We start from the raw sequence: 18,952 nt of genomic DNA on the forward strand, positions 1-18,952 counted from the left end.
TTGCGGCGGGATGAAATCGCACGTCGGCCGTGTTGGGGCTTCCGGTAGAGCAGGACGGACGGGAGGCCACTCGTGGCGGCGGTGGGGCAGAAACAGACGGCGGAACCACAACAGGGCTGGGCGCGCAGGCTTGCCGGGTACGCGTGGCGGTACAAGGCGAACACGCTGCTCGCGCTCGGGTCCTCGCTGGCCGGTATGGCCGTGCTCGCGCTCGTGCCGCTGGTCACCAAGGTGATCATCGACGACGTCATCGGGACGAAGACCCGGGACCTCGCCGTCTGGACCGGCCTCCTCATAGCCGCCGCCGTCGTCGTCTACGCCCTCACCTACGTCCGCCGCTACTACGGCGGCCGGCTCGCCCTCGACGTCCAGCACGATCTGCGTACCGACATGTACGCCACCATCACGCGGCTCGACGGGCGCCGGCAGGACGAGCTGTCCACCGGGCAGGTCATCGGGCGGGCCACCAGCGACCTCCAGCTGATCCAGGGTCTGCTGTTCATGCTTCCGATGACGATCGGAAACGTCCTCCTCTTCCTGATCTCGCTGGGCGTCATGGCCTGGCTGTCCCTTCCGCTCACCCTCGTCGCCCTCGCCGTCGCCCCCGCCCTCTGGTTCATCGCCAAGCGCAGTCGTACCCGCCTCCACCCCGCCACCTGGCACGCGCAGCAGCAGGCCGCCGCCGTCGCCGGGGTCGTCGACGGGGCCGTGACCGGCGTCCGGGTCGTCAAGGGCTTCGGCCAGGAGGACCAGGAGACCGGCAAGATCCGCGAGGCCGGGCGGAAGCTGTTCTCCGGCCGGCTGCGGACGATCCGGCTGAACTCGCGGTACACTCCGGCCCTCCAGGCCGTCCCCGCCCTCGGCCAGGTCGCCGTCCTCGCCCTGGGCGGCTGGCTCGCCTACCGCGGCCAGATCACCCTCGGCACCTTCGTCGCCTTCTCCGCCTACCTGGCCTCCCTCGTCGGCCCGGTCCGCATGCTCGCCATGGTCCTCACCGTCGGCCAGCAGGCCCGCGCCGGCGTCGAGCGGGTCCTCGACCTCGTCGACACCGAGCCGGTCATCAAGGACGGGACCAAGGAGCTGCCCGCCGACGCCCCCGCCACCGTCGAGTTCGACGACGTGTCCTTCGCGTACGACGAGGGGCGGCCGGTCCTCGACGGCTTCTCGCTGGAGATCCGCGCCGGCGAGACCGTCGCCGTCGTCGGCTCCTCCGGCTCCGGAAAGTCCACCGTCTCCCTCCTCCTCCCGCGCTTCTACGACGTCACCCACGGCGCCGTCCTCGTCGGCGGCCACGACGTCCGCGAACTCACCCTCGACTCGCTGCGCGCCGCGATCGGCCTCGTACCGGAGGATTCGTTCCTCTTCTCCGACACCGTCCGCGCCAACATCGCGTACGGCCTCCCGGAGGCCACCCAGGAGCAGATCGAGACCGCCGCCCGCGCCGCCCAGGCCGACCGGTTCATCGCCGAGCTGCCCGAGGGGTACGACACCAAGGTCGGCGAGCACGGCCTCACCCTCTCCGGCGGCCAGCGCCAGCGCGTCGCGCTCGCCCGCGCGATCCTCACCGACCCCCGGCTGCTCCTCCTCGACGACGCCACCTCCGCCGTCGACGCCAAGGTCGAGCACGAGATCCACGAGGCCCTGAAGTCGGTGATGGCGGGCCGTACGACCCTGCTCATCGCGCACCGCCGCTCCACCCTCGGCCTCGCCGACCGCATCGCCGTCCTGGAGGACGGCCGGCTCGCCGACATCGGCACCCACGCCGAGCTGGAGGAGCGCTCCCCCCTCTTCCGCCGCCTGCTCACCGACCCCGACGAGCTGGGCGCCGTCTCGCCCGGTCACATCACCCCCGCCGAGCTCCCCGAGGACCGCACCCTGCGGGCCGAACTGGACGCCGAGTTCGACGCCGAGCGCGGCATCACCCCCACCCTGTGGGTACGGGACGAGACCACCGACCGCGAGAGCGACCCGCCTGGGGGCACCGCCCGTGCCGAAGGCTACGGGGGAGCCACCCCCGAGCTGCTCGCCGCCGTCGAGGCCCTGCCCCCCGCCACCGACACCCCCGGCATCGACGAGGCCCGCGCCGTCTCGCCCGAGGACAGCTACGGCCTGCGCCGGCTGCTCCGCGGCTTCGGCGTCCCGCTGCTCATCAGCCTCGGCCTGGTCGCCCTCGACGCCGGCGCCGGCCTGCTGCTCCCGGTCCTGATCCGGCACGGCATCGACGACGGTGTGAACCGGCTCGCGATCGGCGCCGTCTGGGCGGCCTCCGCGCTCGCCCTGGTCACCGTGCTCGTGCAGTGGGTCGCCCAGACCGCCGAGATCAAGATGACCGGCCGCACCGGTGAGCGGGTCCTCTACGCGCTCCGTCTGAAGATCTTCGCCCAGCTCCAGCGGCTCGGTCTCGACTACTACGAGCGCGAGCTCACCGGCCGGATCATGACCCGGATGACCACGGACGTGGACGCCCTGTCGACGTTCCTGCAGACGGGCCTGGTCACCGCCTTCGTCTCCGTCGTGACCTTCTTCGGGATCATGGTCGCGCTGCTCGTCCTCGACCTCCAGCTCGCCCTGGTGGTCTTCGCGACCCTGCCGGTCCTCGCCGTCGCCACGTACTTCTTCCGCCGCGCCAGCGTGAAGGCGTACGAGTTGGCGCGCGAGCGGATCAGCGTCGTCAACGCCGACCTCCAGGAGTCCGTCTCCGGCCTCCGGATCGTGCAGGCCTTCCGCCGCGAGCAGTCCGGCGCGGCCCGGTTCGCCGAGCGCAGCGACCACTACCGTGAGGCCCGCGTCCGCGGCCAGTGGCTGATATCCATCTACTTCCCGTTCGTCACCCTGCTGTCCTCGGTGGCCGCGGCGGCCGTCATGATCGTCGGCGCGAACCGCATCGAGGGCGGCACGCTCACCACCGGCGCGCTCGTCGCCTACCTCCTCTACATCGACCTGTTCTTCGCCCCCGTGCAGCAGCTCTCGCAGGTCTTCGACGGCTACCAGCAGGCCGCCGTCTCGCTGAAGCGGATGCAGGAACTCCTCCAGGAGCCGACCTCGACGGCCGCCGCCCCCGCGCCCCTGGACGTGCTGTCACTGCGCGGCGAGATCGCCTTCGAGGACGTCTCCTTCGCGTACGGGGGAGAGGACGGCGCCCCGAAGGACGAGACCGCGCTCACCGGCATCGACCTGCGCATCCCGGCCGGTCAGACCGTCGCGTTCGTCGGCGAGACCGGCGCGGGCAAGTCCACCCTGGTCAAGCTGGTCGCCCGGTTCTACGACCCGACGGGCGGCCGGGTCACCGCCGACGGCACCGACCTGCGCGACCTCGACCTCACCGCGTACCGGCACCGGCTCGGCGTCGTCCCGCAGGAGGCGTACCTCTTCGCCGGGACGATCCGCGACGCCATCGCGTACGGCCGTCCCGAGGCGACCGACGCCGAGGTGGAGGCCGCGGCCCGCGCGGTCGGCGCCCACGAGATGATCGCGACCCTCGACGGCGGCTACCTCCACGAGGTCGCCGAGCGGGGCCGTAACCTCTCGGCCGGTCAGCGCCAGCTCATCGCGCTCGCCCGCGCCGAACTCGTCGATCCGGACATCCTGCTCCTCGACGAGGCCACGGCCGCCCTCGACCTGGCCACCGAGGCCCAGGTCAACCAGGCCACCGACCGCCTCGCCGGACGCCGTACGACGCTGGTCGTCGCCCACCGGCTGACCACCGCAGCCCGCGCCGACCGGGTGGTCGTCATGGACCACGGCCGGGTGGCGGAGGACGGCACCCACGAGGAGCTCCTCGCGCGGGACGGCAGGTACGCGGCGCTGTGGCGGACGTTCATCGGCGAGACCGTGGACGAGGAGGAGCCGGAGCGGGTGTGAGTACCCGCCCGTCCGGCAGGTGAGTATCCGGTCGGATAGCGGGGCCACGCGCGGGCGGGATGGAATCGGGGCATGAGCAACGCCCCCCGCCCCCGCGCCGCCTCGCCCGTCCCCATCACCCCGCCGGACGTCGAGGGCGTCCGGCTGCGGAAGCGGTCCATGGTCTGGGCGGGGATGTTCGTGCCGGCGAGCCTGCTCGCCGGCCTCCTCGTGCTCACCCGCGAGAACACCGCCCGCTGCCTCGCCTACGGGGATGCCTGCAACAGCGCCCCCGGCTCCCTGTTCGTCGCGGCCCTGGTGATCTTCGTCGTGGCCCTGGTGACCGCGCAGAGCACCGCCCGGCCCGACGTCCGCCGGGCGGCGTTCCGGACCCAGCTCGGCGCCCAGGGCGTCTTCCTTCTCTTCCTCCTCACCGCGTTCGCGTAGGGGGCGCCCAAGCGGAGGCAACCATTCCGGGGCGGGGTGCGTCGTACGCCTGTACGCCGATCCATTCGGGAGGGGAACGCATGCCCACGGACACGCAGCACGCACGACGTGGCCCACGGCTGCTCGCCCGCGTCCTCGCGCCGCTCCTCGCCGCCCTCGCGCTCGTCCTGACCCCGGACACCCTCGTCCCCGGCGCCGGGGCGGGCACCGCCGAGGCCGCGTCCGTCTGCCAGGGCCGCCCCGCCAGGACCATCACCTTCGCCACCGGCGAGCTCCGCCTCTACCGGACCCGCCACTACGCCTGCGCCGTCACCGTCGCCAAGCGCCCCGGCGCCCGCCGCCCGATGGCGGTCTCCCTTCAGCCGCGCGGCGGCCGGCCCGCCGTCCGGGCCGGACGGTTCGACCGGCAGGCCGGGCCCGTCACCGTCCACGCCCTCAACCGCTGCGTCCGGGCGAGCGGTTCGGTGGCCGGACAGGGCACGTCCGTCGGCTGGATCCTGTGCTGATGTGCGGATAAGTCCAAGGGTAAGGATCAACTGGGGCTGGCGGTCCACACGTTGCCCCCGCTAGGTTCGCGACACCGTTGTGAACCAAGGGGAGGGTGAATGCGCAAGTCGCTGAGATGGGCGCTGTCGCTTTCGGTGCTCATAGGCACCGTGGCACCGACCGGCGTGGCTACCGCCGCGGACACGGACACGGGCAGCACGGCCGTCGTCGACTCGCAGAGCACGGACATCAAGGACCGCATCCTGGCGATCCCCGGGATGAGCCTGATCGAGGAGAAGCCGTACGCGGGCTACCGCTTCTTCGTCCTGAACTACAAGCAGCCGATCGACCACCGGCGCCCGTGGGCCGGCACGTTCGACCAGCGGATCTCCGTCCTCCACAAGGACACGAGCCGCCCGACCGTCTTCCGCACCAGCGGCTACTCGCTGAGCACCACCCCGAGCCGCGCCGAGCCGACGCGGATCGTCGACGGCAACCAGGTCTCCATGGAGTACCGATTCTTCACGCCGTCCCGTCCGCAGCCCGCCGACTGGTCGAAGCTCGACATCTGGCAGGCGGCCAGCGACCAGCACCGGATCTTCACCGCGCTGAAGAAGATCTACGGCCAGAAGTGGCTCTCCACGGGCGCCTCCAAGGGCGGCATGACCGCCACCTACTTCGAGCGCTTCTACCCGCGTGACATGGACGGTGTCGTCGCCTACGTCGCCCCGAACGACGTGGTCAACAACGAGGACTCGGCCTACGACCGGTTCTTCGCGACCGTCGGCACCAAGGAGTGCCGCGACCGCCTGAACTCCATGCAGCGCGAGGCCCTCGTCCGCCGCGCCCCGCTTGAGGCCAAGTACAAGGCGTGGGCCGAGTCGGAGGGCGCCACCTTCAACACGGTCGGCACGCTCGACAAGGCCTTCGAGGCCGTCGTCCTCGACTTCGTGTGGGGCTTCTGGCAGTACTACGGCGAGGACGTCTGCGACCAGATCCCGGACGCGAAGACCGCGAGCGACGACACCGTCTACGAGACGATCGACGCCTACTCCGGCTGGGCCGCCTACACCGACCAGGGCCTGGAGCCGTACACGCCGTACTACTACCAGGCGGCGACCGAGCTCGGCGCGCCCACCATCGAGCAGCCGCACCTGGACGGGCTCAGCCGCTACGGCTACCAGCCCGCGCGCAACTTCGTGCCGCGCGAGATCCCGATGAAGTTCAAGCCGCACGCCATGCGTGACGTCGACAACTGGGTCCGCAAGAACGCGAACAAGATGCTGTTCGTGTACGGCGGCAACGACCCGTGGGGCTCCGAGAAGTTCCACCTGGGCAAGAGCGCGCGCGACAGCTACGTGTACGTGGCGCCGGGCGCCAACCACGGTGCGAACGTCGCCGGGCTCGTCGAGGCCGAGCGGAACAACGCCACCGCCCGCATCCTCGACTGGGCCGGCGTCCCCGCCCCGGCCGTCCAGGCGGCGCAGCCGCTGGCCCGCTTCGACGCGCGCCTCGACAAGCCGGTCGACGAGGACGCGACGAAGGAGCACGGCCTGCGGCCGTAACGGCTCATCGCATGGGGGGTGGGATGCGTCCGGCGGGACGCACCCCACTTCCGTGTCAGCGGTACGACAGGCCGTGTCCCACCGGGTAGAGCACCTTCGCCGGGTCCTCGGCGCTCTGCACCGGAACCGGCAGCCGGCCCCTGGGCCGGGCCCGGCCCGCCAGGACCCGTACGGCGGCCCGGAGTTCGACGTCGGTCCAGGAGTAGGCGGCGAGCGTCGCCCGCTGGCCGCCGATCCGGGCGATGTCGTACGGATTGCGGATCGCGATCGTCACGACGGGCACCCCGGTCGCGACGAGCCGCGCCACGAGCGTGCGCTGCGGACTGGCCGCGGTGACGTTGTACGTGCCCACCACGACGACGTCCTTGCCCGCGGCAGCCGCCACCGCCTCCTCGATCCTCGTGGCCGTCGGGGTGATCCCGGTGGAGAGCGCGGTCGCGGTGAACCCCAGCTCCGTCAGGGCGGTCGCGAGCGTGGTGGTGGGCGGACCCGTCGTACCGGACGGGGAGGCCGGGTCGGCGCCGACGACGAGGACGGAGCGGTGCCGGGCCGGGCTCAGCGGCAGGAAGCCGCCCTCGTTGAGCAGCAGGGTCGTGGTGGCCTCGGCGATCCGGTCGGCCTGGGCGAGGTGGGCGGCGGTGCCGACCACCCGCTCGACGCCGGCCCGGGAGACGTACGCGTTGCGGAACAGGCCGAGCTTCGACTTGAGCCGCAGAATCCGCAGGATCGATTCGTCGAGCCGGGCCTCCGTCAGCTCGCCGTCCTTGACGGCCTTCAGGACCGCGTTCCAGGCCACGTCCAGCTTCGGCGGGTTCAGCAGCTGGTCCACACCGGCCTTCAGGGCGAGGACCGGGACGCGCTCGTCGCCGTACTTGGTGCGCACCCCCTCCATGCCGAGCGAGTCGGTGACCACCACGCCGTCGTAGCCGAGCTCCTCGCGGAGGATGCCGGTGAGGATCGGCCGGGACAGCGTCGCCGGATCCTCGCTGGGGTCGAGCGCCGGGACCACGATGTGCGCGGTCATGATCGAGTCGATCCCGGCGGCGATCGCGGACCGGAACGGCGGGGCGTCGAGCGCGTTCCACTGCGCCCGCGTGTGGCTGATCGTCGGCAGGCCGTAGTGGCTGTCGACGGCGGTGTCGCCGTGCCCCGGGAAGTGCTTGGAGGTGGCCGCGACCCCGGCCCGCTGGTAGCCCTTGACCTGCGCGGCGACCAGACCGGCGACCGCCGCCGGGTCGGAGCCGAAGGAACGGACACCGATGACCGGGTTGGCCGGGTTGACGTTGACGTCCGCGACCGGGGCGTAGTTCTGCCGGATGCCGACGGCCGCCAGCTCCGCGCCGGCGATCTGCGCTGCCCTACGGGCGTCCGCGTGCGAGCCGCCGGCGCCGAGGGCCATCGCCCCGGGCACCAGGGTGGCGGGTTCGCCCACCCGGCAGACGATGCCGTGCTCCTGGTCGGTGGAGATGAGCGCGGGGACCGGCGTGGGCTGCGCGAGCGCGGCCTGCTGGATGCCGTTGGAGAGGGCGGCGATCTGCTGCGGGTCACGGGTGTTGTGGGCCCAGGAGAAGTAGATGACGCCACCCACGTGGTAGCGCTCGACCAGCTCGGCGGCCGTCCGGACGCCGATCTCCGTGAGGTTGGCGTCGATGTCGGCCTGGTCGGGTGCGGTGGCGGAGTGGCCGTACACCCGCATCACGAAGAGCTGACCGACCTTCTCCTCCAGGGACATGCGGTCGATGATCCGCCGGAGCTTCCGGTCGTCGTGCCGGTCCTGCTCGGCGTGGGCGGGGGTGCTCACTCCGGTGACGGCGGCCGCTGCCGCGGCGGCGGTCACCGTGAGGAGGGTGCGTCGGGAGGGGGCGGGGGCGCGGTGGTGCACTGATGCTCCTTCCGGCCGTGCGAGGTCGAGGGAATCCGTGTCGGGAAACCTCGGAAGCCGCCTCTGAAGGAAACTTCCAAGGAGTCACGGATAGCCCGAAAGTAACTGCCAGGTCAAGGACCCGCGCACGAATCACCCACGGCGGCGATCCCGGGCCAGAGTCCCTGGAGCGTACGGACCGTCTCCCGGATCGCCGGGCGCCGCGCCGCCCCGGTCCGCCACATGGCGTGCAGGCGACGCGTCGGCATCGGGTCAAGACGCACCGGCGCCACCTCCGGCGGCAGCGTCCCGCGCCCGAGGCGCGGCACCAGCGCGATGCCCAGACCGGCCTCGACCAGGGCGACCTGCGTGTGGTTCTCCTCCGCCTGATGGACGATCAGCGGCTCGAAACCCGTCTCCCGAAGCGTCCGCGTCAGCCAGTCGTGGCAGACCGTCCCCGGCGGCTGCGAGATCCACCGCTCCGCCGCCAGCTCCTCCCGGCGCACCGACTTCCGCGCGGCGAGCGGATGGTCCCGGTGGACGAGGATGTCGCACAGGTCGTCGCCGATCACCGCCTGCTCGACCCCCGGCGGTACGGGAAGCGGGGCGATGTCCCAGTCGTGCGCCACCGCCAGATCGATGACCCCGCGCGCCACCAGGTCGATCGAGACGTGCGGGTCCACCTCCGAGAGCCGGGCGTCGACATCGGGATGGACCCGGCCCAGCTCCGCGAGCACCCGGGGCATCAGACCGCGCGCCGCGCTCGCGAAACAGCCGATGGCGAGCCGCCCGGCGGGCCGGACGCGCCGCTCCTCCAGACGCACCTCCGCCTCCTCCACCAGGGCCAGCAACTGCCGGGCCGTGGCGGCGAGATGGTGGGCGTCGTCGGTGAGGCGGATGCCGCGGCCACTGCGTTCCAGCAGGGTCGTACGGGTCTCCCGCTCCAGCTTCGCGATCTGCTGGGAGACCGCGGACGGCGTGTAGCCGAGGGCGGTGGCGGCGGCGCCGACACTGCCGTGGACGGCGACGGCGTGCAGGGCGCGCAGTCGGCCGAGATCCAGCACGGTGCGTCCTCCGGAGGGGTGGGGGGTGACATGGATGAAGCGTTGCTACATCCCATCATGAAGGAACCCGTGCTGGTGCTACATGGTCGACGGCGGCCATGCTCGACCGCATGCGCCCCGCCCACCTCGCCCTCGCCGCCCTGGTCGCCGCCGTCTGGGGAGTCAACTTCGTCGTCATCGAGATCGGCCTCGACCACTTCCCGCCGCTGCTCTTCTCCGCCCTCCGCTTCCTCGCCGCCGCCCTGCCCGCCGTGTTCCTGGTGGGCCGCCCCACGGTGGCCTGGAAGTGGATCCTGGCGGTCGGCCTCGTCCTCGGCGTCGCCAAGTTCGGGCTGCTCTTCACCGGCATGGACCTCGGCGCCCCCGCCGGACTCTCCTCCCTCGTCCTCCAGGTCCAGGCCGTCTTCACCGCCCTCTTCGCCTTCGCCGCCCTCGGAGAACGGCCCGGCCGCCTCAAGGTGGCGGGCATGGGGGTCGCCCTGGTGGGCATCGGCGTGGCGGCGGCGGACGAGGGCGGCGCGGGGTCCCTGGCCGGCTTCGCCCTGGTGATCGCCGCGGCGGCCTGCTGGGGCGTCTCCAACGTCCTGACCCGCAAGGCCTCCCCGCCCGACGCGCTCAACTTCATGGTCTGGGTCAGCACCGTGCCCGTCCTGCCGCTGCTCGGCCTCTCCCTCCTCCTGGAGGGCCCGGAACGCGACCTCGCGGCCCTGCGCGGCCTCGACTGGACCGGCGCCGGCGTCATCGTGTACGTCGCCTGGATCACGACCGTCTTCGGCTTCGGCGCCTGGGGCTGGCTGCTCCGCCGCTACCCGGCCTCCTCCGTCGCGCCCTTCTCCCTCCTCGTCCCCGTCTTCGGGATGTCCTCGGCGGCGCTCGTCCTGGGCGAGGGGGTGAGCCCGGCCCGCTGGTGCGCGGCGGCGCTGCTCGTCGGGGGAGTGGCACTGACCTCGTTCGCGCCGGGCCGGCGGACCGCGCGGAACTCCGTGGCGACCGCGCACCCCGTGGCCGTATCGTCGACCGGCCGTCCCCTCGGCGCGGAGCGGCGGACGACCAGCGACGAAAGGCCCGCATGACCTTCGAACACATCACCGTCGACGCCCCCGAACCCGCCCCCGGGGCCGTGCTGCTCGCCGGCATCCCCGGCAGCGGAAAGTCCACCGTCGCGGCCGCCCTCGCGGCCCGCTTCGCCCGGGCGGCGCACATCGAGGTCGACGGGCTCCAGTCCCTCATCGTGAGCGGCGGCCACTGGCCGAGCCCCGACGGCGACCCGGAGGCGGACCGCCAGATCCTGCTGCGCGCCCGCAACGCCTGCCTGCTCGCCGACAGCTTCGTCACGGCCGGCTTCCTCCCGGTCCTCGACGACGTGGTGGTACGCCGCTCCCACCTGGACCACTACCGCGCCCGTACGAAGGAGGCCCCGCTCCAGGTGGTGTTCCTGGCCCCCGGCCCCGACAAGGCCTGGGAACGCAACAACGCCCGCGACAAGCGCCTCACGACGAACTGGGCCTTCCTGGACGAGGCGATGCGCGCGGAGCTGTCGGGCGAGGGCGTCTGGATCGACAACGCGGACCTGACGGTGGCGGAGACGGTGGACGCGGTCCTCGCGGCGACGGGCCTGACCCCGGAGAAGGCGATGGGCCCTGCCCCGGAGAAGTAGCCCGCCGGAGAAGTAGCCCGCCGGACCCCAGCCGAGGCGGGGGTCCGACGGGCTCGCTCTCCGGTCCGCGACGTCAGGGTCAGGCGAACAGGTCGGCGAGCAGCTCGGGGCCGATCACGATGGGCGCCGGGCGGTAGGCGGGCGGCAGCGTGCCCATCAGCTCGCGGACCAGGAAGTCCCAGCAGCGGGTGCGGACATGGGCCAGGCAGTCGATGAAGGTGTGCTCGGCGCCGGGCACGATGTGCAGTTCGAAGTCCTTGCCGGCGGCGAGGAGCCGGTCGGCGAGCCGCAGGGTCTGGTGCGGGTGGACCTGGTCGTCCATGTCGCCGTGGACGAGCAGCAGCTTGCCGGTCAGCCGGTCGGCGAGGTCCAGGTTGGAGGTCCGGGCCCAGGCCTCGGGGGCGTCGGCGCCGTCGTAGGACTCGACGAAGCCGGCGTTGAAGGTGGGGGCGTCGTGCGAGCCGGAGAGGGCGGCCCCGGCCTTGTACACCTCGGGGAAGTCCAGCATGGCGCGTGCCGCGGCGAACCCGCCTCCCGAGTGGCCGAAGACGCCGGCCCGGTCCAGGTCCATCCACGGCCGGGTCTCGGCCAGCTGCCTCAGGGCCGCGACATGGTCGGCCAGGGAGCCGGCGTCGGCCAGGTTCCCGAAGGACGCGTCATGGAAGGCCTTGCTCCGTCCCGGGGTGCCCCGGCCGTCGAGCGCGATCACCACGAAGCCGAGCGCCGCGAGGGGTTCGGCGTCCATGCCCATGCCGCCGGGGTCGAAGCACGGGGCGACCCGGTTGACCTGCGGGCCGGGGTAGAGGGTGTCCACCACCGGGTAGCACTGGGCGGGGTCGAAGTCCCGCGGCCGGTACAGCACCCCGTAGATGTCGGTCTCGCCGTCGGCCGCCTTGACGCGGAAGCGCTCCGGCGCGGTCCAGCCGGTGGCGGCGAGCTTGGTGATGTCGGCGCGCTCCAGCTCCACCAGGACCCGGCCGGTCCAGTCGCGGACCGTGATCACGGGGGCGGTGTCGACGGTGGACGCGGAGTCGATGAAGTACGCCTGGTCGTACGGGCTTTCCGGCTGGGTGGTGAGGTGGTCGAGCGTGTCGTCGGTGAGCCTGGCGAAACTGGAGCCGTCCAGGCCGACCCGGCACACCGAGCGCCGGTACGGGTCCTCGTCGACGAGCCCGGAGGCGGTGAAGTACACGACCCGCTCGGCCTCGTCGACGCGCAGGATCTGCCGGACCAGCCACGGCCCGGAGGTGACCTGGCCGAGCAGCTCACCGGTGTGCAGGTCGTAGCGGTAGAGGTGGCCCCAGCCGTCGCGCTGCGAGAACCACAGCACCTCGTCGGCGAGCACGCGCACGAGGGGCGCCTCGGTCATCCACTGGTTGGGCTCCACCCGGGTCTCCCCGGACTCGCTGATCACGGTGGTGACGTCGCCGGTGACCGGGTCGAGGCGGTGCAGGGTGAGGGAGTGCTGGTCCCGGGGCCGGGCGAGGAAGTGGACGGCGGAGCCGTCCGCCGCCCACCACGCCCACTTGACGGTGATCGGCGACACGTGGGTCATGATCAGCGGCTCGGTCTGGGCGCGGACCACCGTGCCCTCGGCGACGTCGAGGACGACCAGCTCGGCCAGCGGCAGGTGCTCGTCCCCGGCGTACGCGAACGGCTGGGTGTGCAGGCGGGGCGCGCCGCCGTCGGCGGGCCTCGCCTCCACGAGGTGGGTCCTGCGGACCTCGCGCTCGTCGGTCCGGTGGGCGAGGACCTTCGTCGAGTCCGGCGACCAGGCCACGGCCGGGGGCAGGTAGGGCACGCCGAGCTTGCGGAGCAGGGTGGGGTTGCCCGTGGCGGCCGGGCCCGGACCGTAGGCGTGGTCGGGCGCGCCGTCGGTGGTCAGCGGCCACTCGCGGCCGTCGGACAGCGAGCACGCCCACAGGTCGTGCCCGCGCTGGGACACCGCGAGCTTTCCGTCGGGCGACGTCACGTCCAGCGGGTTGCCCGGCGGGGTGAACTCGGCCCGCTCGCAGGCGTAGTCGTCCAGGCGGCAGCTCCAGTACGCGCCGAAGGCGACGAACTTCACGGCGTTCTCGGCGAGTTCGATCCCTATGAAGGGCAGGGCCTCGGCGTCGACCGGCTGCTCGGAGGCGGCGGCGAGGGCGGCGGCGAGCCGCGGGTGGTCGAAGAGCGGCTCGCGGGTGCCGGCCGCCGGGTCGACCAGCGTGAACCGCTTGCCGACCCCGTTGCTCACGGCGTACCAGAACCGGGCGCCCCCGTCGATCCACTGCGGCCTGACCTTGTCACCGACGACGAGCTCGCCGGGGCGGGCGGGACGGCGGAGCAGCTGTTCGGCGGCCTGGTAGTTCTGAGTGGTGCTCATTCTTGTTGTCCGTCCCCGTTGTCGGTCGATGTAGATCTTGGTCGGAGCTACGCCGCTGTAGTGGTTCAGAGGCTGGTGGCGGTGATGTCGCCGTAGGAGGTGGTGGCGTGGATGGTGAGTGCGGCGCCGGCGCCTTCGGTGTTGGCGAGGGCGTTGTGGACGCGGCCGTAGGCGGTTCCGGCGTTGAGGGTGGCGGAGACGCCGCGGGCGGCGCCGACGGCGATGGCGCCGGACTCGGTGCGCAGGACGACGGTGCCCCGGGTGGCTTCGGTGACGCGGAGGTCGCCCTGCTGGGTGGTGATCTCGGCGGGGCCGCCGAGGCGGCCGACGGTGATGTCGCCGGCCTGGAGGGCCAGTCGGGCGCTCGCGGCCCCGTCGAGCTCGACGGTGCCCTGGGCGCCCTCGAAGACGACGTCGCCGAGCTGTCCGACGCCGCGGAGGTCGGCGGCTGCGGTCTTGGCCTCGACGCGGGAGCCGGCCGGGAGCTGGACGGTGACCTCGACGGACCCGGAGTCGCCGAGGATCCGGTTCTTCGCGGGGGCGGCGGCGATCCGCAGGACGCCGTCGGTGAACTCGACGGTCATCTCCTCGGCGGCCTTCACGTCGTTGCCCTTGGCGGCGTTCGCGGGGCGGACCTCGACGGTGGCGTCGGCGCGGTCGGAGGCGACGAGCTGGATGCGGCCGGCGGGGATGTCGAGGACGGTGGTGATGGCGGCGGAGGTGGCGAACTTCTGCATGGTTCTGCTCCTTCATCCGGCGGGCCGTCTTGTCGGCCCGCTGTTTCCGATGAAGGAAAAGCTACGTTGCGTTCAAGATGTTGGCAACGCTCTCGTTGCGTGAAATAGGCATAGCCGCAGGTGGATTGAGGGATTTCGTTGCAACGGTTTCGGGGGTAACGCAACGCTCGGGGTGCCGCGTGTTGCAATGGAGTGGAGGTGAATGCACTGCGGGGCGTGCGCCGGGCATCCGCCCGCCGGTGCCGGTGCCGGTGCCGGTGCCGGTGCGGGTGCGGGTGGGGGTGGGGGCGCGGGTGGGGGCGGCGGCGTCCGTCGGGGCGCCGGGGCGCCGCCGAGGTCCGAGGGTCGAGGGGCGATGGCCGGGCGCCCCGGCCATCGCCGGCGCCCCGGCGCCCCAGCCCTCGCCCCGACGGCGCCGTCCGTCGGGGCGTCGGGGTGCCGGGGTGGCCGGTCGCCGCGCGCGCCGGAGGGGCCCTCACCGATGTCCGGTGGGCCTGATGATCCTCTTGCCGATGGCCGATGGCCGATGGCCGATGGCCGATCGCCGATCGCCGATGCCGAGGGCCGAGGGTGAGGGTCGATGGCCGAAGGCCGAAGGCCGGGGCGCTCGGCCCCCGCCGCCCCCGGCCCTCGCCGCCGCCCGGCGGGCGGGCCGGCCCGTCTACCCCCGAGGCCGCCCCGTGGACCCCCGTACCACCAGCTCCGCCGGGACGCGGGCCAGGCCGCCCGCCGGGGGGTCCTCCGTGCCCATCGCCAGGCGGCCCGCTCGGGCCCCCGCCTCGTGCAGCGGCAGGTGGACCGTCGTCAGGGACGGGACCGCGTCCACCGAGAACGGGAGGTCGTCGAAGCCCGCCACGGACACGTCGCCCGGGATCGACAGGCCGCGCTCCCGCAGGGCCGCGCAGACGCCGAGAGCGACCGTGTCGTTGGCGGCGACGACCGCCGTGAGGTCCGGGTCGCGGGCGAGGAGTTCGGCCGTGGCCTCGTAGCCGGCCCGTCGGTCGTACGCGCCGTGGACGGTCGGCCCCTCCGCGACCCCCGCCGCCGTGAGCGCCGCCCGGTGGCCCTCCAGGCGGTGCCGGGTCGTCGTCCGGTCGGCCGGGCCGGCCGCGTAACCGATGCGCCGGTGGCCGAGTCCGAGCAGGTGCTCGGTGAGGCGGCGCGCGCCGCCCCGGTTGTCGAAGACCAGCGCGGCAGCGTTCGCGTCGCCGGTGACCGGCGGCCGCCCGCACAGCACGACCCGGGTCCCCGCCTCCGCCAGCTTGGCCAGCTTGCCGGTCGTCGCCGCGAGGTGCTCGGGGTCCTCCAGGGAGCCGCCCATGAGGATCACGGCCGCTGCCCGCTGTCGCTGGAGCAGGGTGAGGTAGGTCAGTTCGCGCTCGGGGGAGCCGCCGGTGTTGCAGACGACGGCGAGTTTCTCGCCGCCGCCGCGCCCCGATCCGCCCTCCCCGATGGCGCTCTGCGCCGCGCTCGCCATGATCCCGAAGAAGGGGTCGGCGATGTCGTTGACGAGGACGCCGACGAGGTCGGAGGTCGCGGCGGCGAGGGAGCTGGCGGGCCCGTTGAGCACGTAGTCCAGCTCGTCCACGGCCCGCAGGACCCGCTCGCGGGTCGACTCGGCGACCGGGTAGTTGCCGTTGAGGACGCGGGAGACGGTGGCGGGCGAGACCCGTGCGCGAGCGGCCACGTCCGCCAGGGTGACGGTCATCGTGTGCGTACCTCCAGGGCCTTGTCGACGGCGATGTCGGCAGGCTAGCGTCATCGCCGATGGAAAGCGCTTTCTATCCACGGGATCGAGAGCGCTGAACGCCGGGGAGAGGAACCTTTCGTGACACGCAGGACAGTCCGCATCGCCATGAACGGCGTCACCGGGCGCATGGGACACCGCCAGCACCTCGTCCGCTCGATCCTCGCCCTGCGCGAACAGGGCGGCCTCGACCTCGGCAACGGCGAGACCCTCTGGCCCGAGCCGGTCCTCGTCGGCCGCCGCGAGCCCGCCCTGCGCGCACTCGCCGAGCGCCACGGACTCACCGAGTGGTCCACCGACCTCGACGCCGTCCTCGCCGACGACACCGTCGACATCTACTTCGACGCCCAGGTCACCTCCGCCCGCGCCGAGGCGATCACCAAGGCCGTCCACGCCGGCAAGCACATCTACACCGAGAAGCCCACGGCCGCCGACCTCGCCGGCGCCCTGGAGCTCGCCCGGCTCGCCACCGAGAAGGGCGTCAAGCACGGCGTCGTCCAGGACAAGCTGTTCCTGCCGGGCCTTCTCAAGCTCAAGCGCCTCATCGACGGCGGCTTCTTCGGCGAGATCCTGTCCGTACGGGGCGAGTTCGGCTACTGGGTCTTCGAGGGCGACTGGCAGGACGCCCAGCGCCCCAGCTGGAACTACCGCGCGCAGGACGGCGGCGGCATCGTCGTCGACATGTTCCCGCACTGGGAGTACGTGCTCCACGAGCTGTTCGGCCGTGTCACCTCCGTCACCGCCCAGGTCGCCACCCACGTCCCGCGCCGCTGGGACGAGCAGGGCAAGCCGTACGAGGCCACCGCCGACGACGCCGCGTACGGCATCTTCCAGCTGGAGGGCGGCGCGATCGCCCAGATCAACTCCTCCTGGACGGTCCGGGTCAACCGCGACGAACTCGTCGAGTTCCAGGTCGACGGCACCCACGGCTCCGCCGTCGCCGGCCTGCGCAACTGCCGCGTCCAGCACCGCTCGGCCACCCCCAAGCCCGTCTGGAACCCCGACATCCCGGCGACCGAGCCCTTCCGCGAGCAGTGGCAGGAGGTCCCCGACAACGCCGAGTTCGACAACGGCTTCAAGGCCCAGTGGGAGCTGTTCCTGCGGCACGTCGCCCTCGACGAGCCGTACCACTGGGACCTCCTCGCCGGCGCCCGCGGCGTCCAGCTCGCCGAACTCGGCCTGAAGTCCGCCGCCGAGGGCCGTCGTCTCGACGTGCCGGAGGTCAGCCTGTGATCCGCCTTCCCGAACTCGGCGGCGGCGTACGGGAGTACGTGCCCCGAGCCGAACCGCTCGCGGTCTCGTCCGGCGGCCCGCTGACCTCCCGTACGGTCTTCTCCGCCGCGCACGTGGTCGCCGACCCGTACGCCGACACGACCCCCGACTCGCCCGCCGCCGTCGACTGGGACGCCACCCTGGCCTTCCGCCGTCACCTCTGGTCCCACGGACTCGGGGTCGCCGAGGCCATGGACACCGCGCAGCGCGGGATGGGCCTGGACTGGGCCGGGGCGGCCGAGCTGATCCGCCGCAGCGCGGCGGAGGCGAAGGCGGTCGGCGGCCGGATCGCCTGCGGCGTCGGCACGGACCAACTCACGGGTCCGGCGGGCCTGGTGGAGGTCCGCAAGGCGTACGAGGAGCAGCTCGCGCTCGTCGAGGAGACCGGCTCCCAGGCCATCCTGATGGCCTCCCGCGCCCTCGCGGCGGCGGCGTCGGGGCCTGAGGACTACCTGGACCTGTACGGCCATCTCCTCCGCCAGTCGAGCGAGCCGGTGATCCTGCACTGGCTCGGCCCGATGTTCGACCCGGCGCTCGACGGGTACTGGGGCACGACGGACCTGGACGCGGCGACGGACACATTCCTGGAGGTCATCGCCGCACACCCGGACAAGGTCGACGGCATCAAGGTCTCCCTCCTGGACGCCCGGCGCGAGGTCGAACTGCGCCGCCGCCTCCCGGAGGGCGTGCGCTGCTACACGGGCGACGACTTCCACTACCCGGAGCTCATCGCGGGCGACGAACAGGGCTTCAGCCACGCCCTGCTGGGCATCTTCGACCCGCTGGCACCGCTCGCGGCGGAGGCGGTACGGGCTCTGGACACGGGTGATGTCCACGCCTTCCGTGCCACCCTGGACCCGACGGTCGCCCTCTCCCGCCACCTGTTCCAGGCTCCGACCCGCTTCTACAAGACGGGCGTCGTCCTGCTGGCCTGGCTGGCCGGCCACCAGGACCACTTCACGATGGTCGGCGGCCTGCACTCCGCCCGCTCGCTGCCGCACTTGGCAAAGGCGTACGAACTGGCTGACGGACTGGGCCTGTTCCCCGATCCGGCCCTGGCGGAGGACCGCATGCGCTCCCTCCTGACGGTCCAGGGAGGCCTGCGATGAACCTCGACCGCTTCAGCATCAACCAGATGACGGTCAAGCAGCTGTCCCTCCCGGACCTGGTCACCCACTGCGTCCGGCTCGGCGTCCCGGGCGTGGGCCTGTGGCGCGAGCCGGTCCAGGAGTACGGCGTCGAGGCCGCGGCGGCCCTCGTCCGGGACGCGGGCCTGACCGTCACGACCCTCTGCCGGGGCGGCTTCTTCACCACGGACGGCTGGGAGACGGAGAACCGGGCGGCGATCGACGAGGCGGCGACCCTCGGCACGGACACCGTCGTCCTGGTCTCCGGCGGCCTCACCCCCGCCTTCCCCGACCTGCCCTCGGCCCGCGCCCGCATCACCGAGGCGATCGGCACGCTGGCCCCCTACGCGGCCGAACGCGGCATCCGCCTCGCGATCGAGCCCCTCCACCCGATGTACGCCGCCGACCGCTGCGCCGTCTCCACCCTGGACCAGGCGCTGGCCATCGCCGAGCAGTTCCCGCCCGAGCAGGTGGGCGTGGTGGTCGACACGTACCACCTCTGGTGGGACGACCGCGCCCCGGCGGCGGTGGAACGCGCGGGCGCGGGAGGCCGCATCCACTCCTTCCAACTGGCCGACTGGACCACCCCGCTCCCGGCGGGCGTCCTCACGGGCCGAGGCCAACTGGGCGACGGCACGATCGACCTCCGGGCCTGGGCGGACCTGACGGAGAAGGCGGGCTGGACGGGCCCGGTGGAGGTGGAGATCTTCAACGACGCCCTATGGTCCAGGGACGGCGCGGAGGTTCTGGAGGAGACCCTGGAAAGGTTCCTGGAGGTCTGAGG

General features: G+C 72.7%; 14 protein-coding genes. 9 read left to right on the forward strand and 5 right to left on the reverse strand.

The annotated features are described in order from the left end of the window. Positions 1-72 precede the first annotated feature (72 nt). The 4 genes from N5875_RS25040 (at position 73) to N5875_RS25055 (ending at position 6,338) form a co-directional block, all read left to right on the forward strand. Positions 73-3,861 (forward strand): ABC transporter ATP-binding protein, encoded by a 3,789-nt coding sequence (locus N5875_RS25040; protein WP_318209920.1) that lies wholly within the window; start codon positions 73-75, stop codon positions 3,859-3,861. A gap of 72 nt (positions 3,862-3,933) precedes the next feature. Continuing rightward, positions 3,934-4,287: a hypothetical protein gene (locus N5875_RS25045; protein WP_318209919.1), complete on the forward strand. Its 354-nt coding sequence runs from the start codon at positions 3,934-3,936 to the stop codon at positions 4,285-4,287. 80 nt (positions 4,288-4,367) lie between these two features. Further along, positions 4,368-4,793, forward strand: a complete 426-nt coding sequence (locus tag N5875_RS25050) for a hypothetical protein (RefSeq protein WP_338496131.1) — start codon at positions 4,368-4,370, stop codon at positions 4,791-4,793. Between the two features lie 99 nt (positions 4,794-4,892). Then, on the forward strand, positions 4,893-6,338 hold the full coding sequence (locus tag N5875_RS25055) for an aminopeptidase (protein ID WP_338496134.1): 1,446 nt from the start codon (positions 4,893-4,895) through the stop codon (positions 6,336-6,338). Between the two features lie 55 nt (positions 6,339-6,393). Here the strand turns inward: N5875_RS25055 and N5875_RS25060 are convergent, their stop codons facing one another. After that, positions 6,394-8,220: a glycoside hydrolase family 3 protein gene (locus N5875_RS25060; RefSeq protein WP_338496136.1), complete on the reverse strand. Its 1,827-nt coding sequence runs from the start codon at positions 8,218-8,220 to the stop codon at positions 6,394-6,396. Between the two features lie 113 nt (positions 8,221-8,333). Continuing rightward, complete coding sequence (locus N5875_RS25065) at positions 8,334-9,263, reverse strand: LysR family transcriptional regulator (RefSeq protein ID WP_338496138.1); 930 nt, start codon at positions 9,261-9,263, stop codon at positions 8,334-8,336. Between the two features lie 110 nt (positions 9,264-9,373). On the opposite strand from N5875_RS25065, the gene N5875_RS25070 reads away from it, so the two are divergent. Both N5875_RS25070 and N5875_RS25075 read left to right on the forward strand, forming a co-directional pair. Next, positions 9,374-10,336 (forward strand): EamA family transporter, encoded by a 963-nt coding sequence (locus tag N5875_RS25070; RefSeq protein WP_338496139.1) that lies wholly within the window; start codon positions 9,374-9,376, stop codon positions 10,334-10,336. After that, complete coding sequence (locus N5875_RS25075) at positions 10,333-10,920, forward strand: AAA family ATPase (RefSeq protein WP_338496141.1); 588 nt, start codon at positions 10,333-10,335, stop codon at positions 10,918-10,920. The genes N5875_RS25070 and N5875_RS25075 overlap by 4 nt, the downstream gene beginning before the upstream one ends. 79 nt (positions 10,921-10,999) lie before the next feature. On the opposite strand, the gene N5875_RS25080 is transcribed toward N5875_RS25075, so the two are convergent. The 3 genes from N5875_RS25080 to N5875_RS25090 all read right to left on the reverse strand — a co-directional run bounded on the left by N5875_RS25080 (position 11,000) and on the right by N5875_RS25090 (position 15,730). After that, complete coding sequence (locus N5875_RS25080) at positions 11,000-13,285, reverse strand: DPP IV N-terminal domain-containing protein (protein ID WP_338496144.1); 2,286 nt, start codon at positions 13,283-13,285, stop codon at positions 11,000-11,002. Positions 13,286-13,350: 65 nt separating this feature from the next. Beyond that, on the reverse strand, positions 13,351-14,022 hold the full coding sequence (locus N5875_RS25085; protein ID WP_318209911.1) for a DUF4097 family beta strand repeat-containing protein: 672 nt from the start codon (positions 14,020-14,022) through the stop codon (positions 13,351-13,353). Positions 14,023-14,683: 661 nt separating this feature from the next. Continuing rightward, positions 14,684-15,730, reverse strand: coding sequence for a LacI family DNA-binding transcriptional regulator (locus N5875_RS25090; protein WP_318209910.1), 1,047 nt, complete (start codon positions 15,728-15,730; stop codon positions 14,684-14,686). 120 nt (positions 15,731-15,850) lie between these two features. Here N5875_RS25090 and N5875_RS25095 point away from each other — a divergent pair, with 120 nt between their 5' ends. From N5875_RS25095 to N5875_RS25105, 3 genes are read left to right on the forward strand one after another with little or no spacing between them, the layout of a single operon-like run. After that, positions 15,851-17,002 (forward strand): Gfo/Idh/MocA family oxidoreductase, encoded by a 1,152-nt coding sequence (locus N5875_RS25095; RefSeq protein WP_318209909.1) that lies wholly within the window; start codon positions 15,851-15,853, stop codon positions 17,000-17,002. Beyond that, a complete protein-coding gene (locus N5875_RS25100; protein WP_338496148.1) occupies positions 16,999-18,150 on the forward strand; it encodes a dihydrodipicolinate synthase family protein in 1,152 nt (383 codons plus the stop codon). The genes N5875_RS25095 and N5875_RS25100 overlap by 4 nt, the downstream gene beginning before the upstream one ends. Next, entirely contained in the window at positions 18,147-18,950 is an 804-nt protein-coding gene (locus tag N5875_RS25105; RefSeq protein ID WP_318209907.1) for a sugar phosphate isomerase/epimerase family protein, read from the forward strand. Before N5875_RS25100 ends, N5875_RS25105 begins: the two co-directional genes overlap by 4 nt. The last annotated feature ends 2 nt before the right edge of the window (positions 18,951-18,952 follow it).

It is taken from the genome of Streptomyces sp. SJL17-4 (assembly GCF_036826855.1).
In the GTDB taxonomy this organism is placed as follows: Bacteria; Actinomycetota; Actinomycetes; order Streptomycetales; family Streptomycetaceae; genus Streptomyces.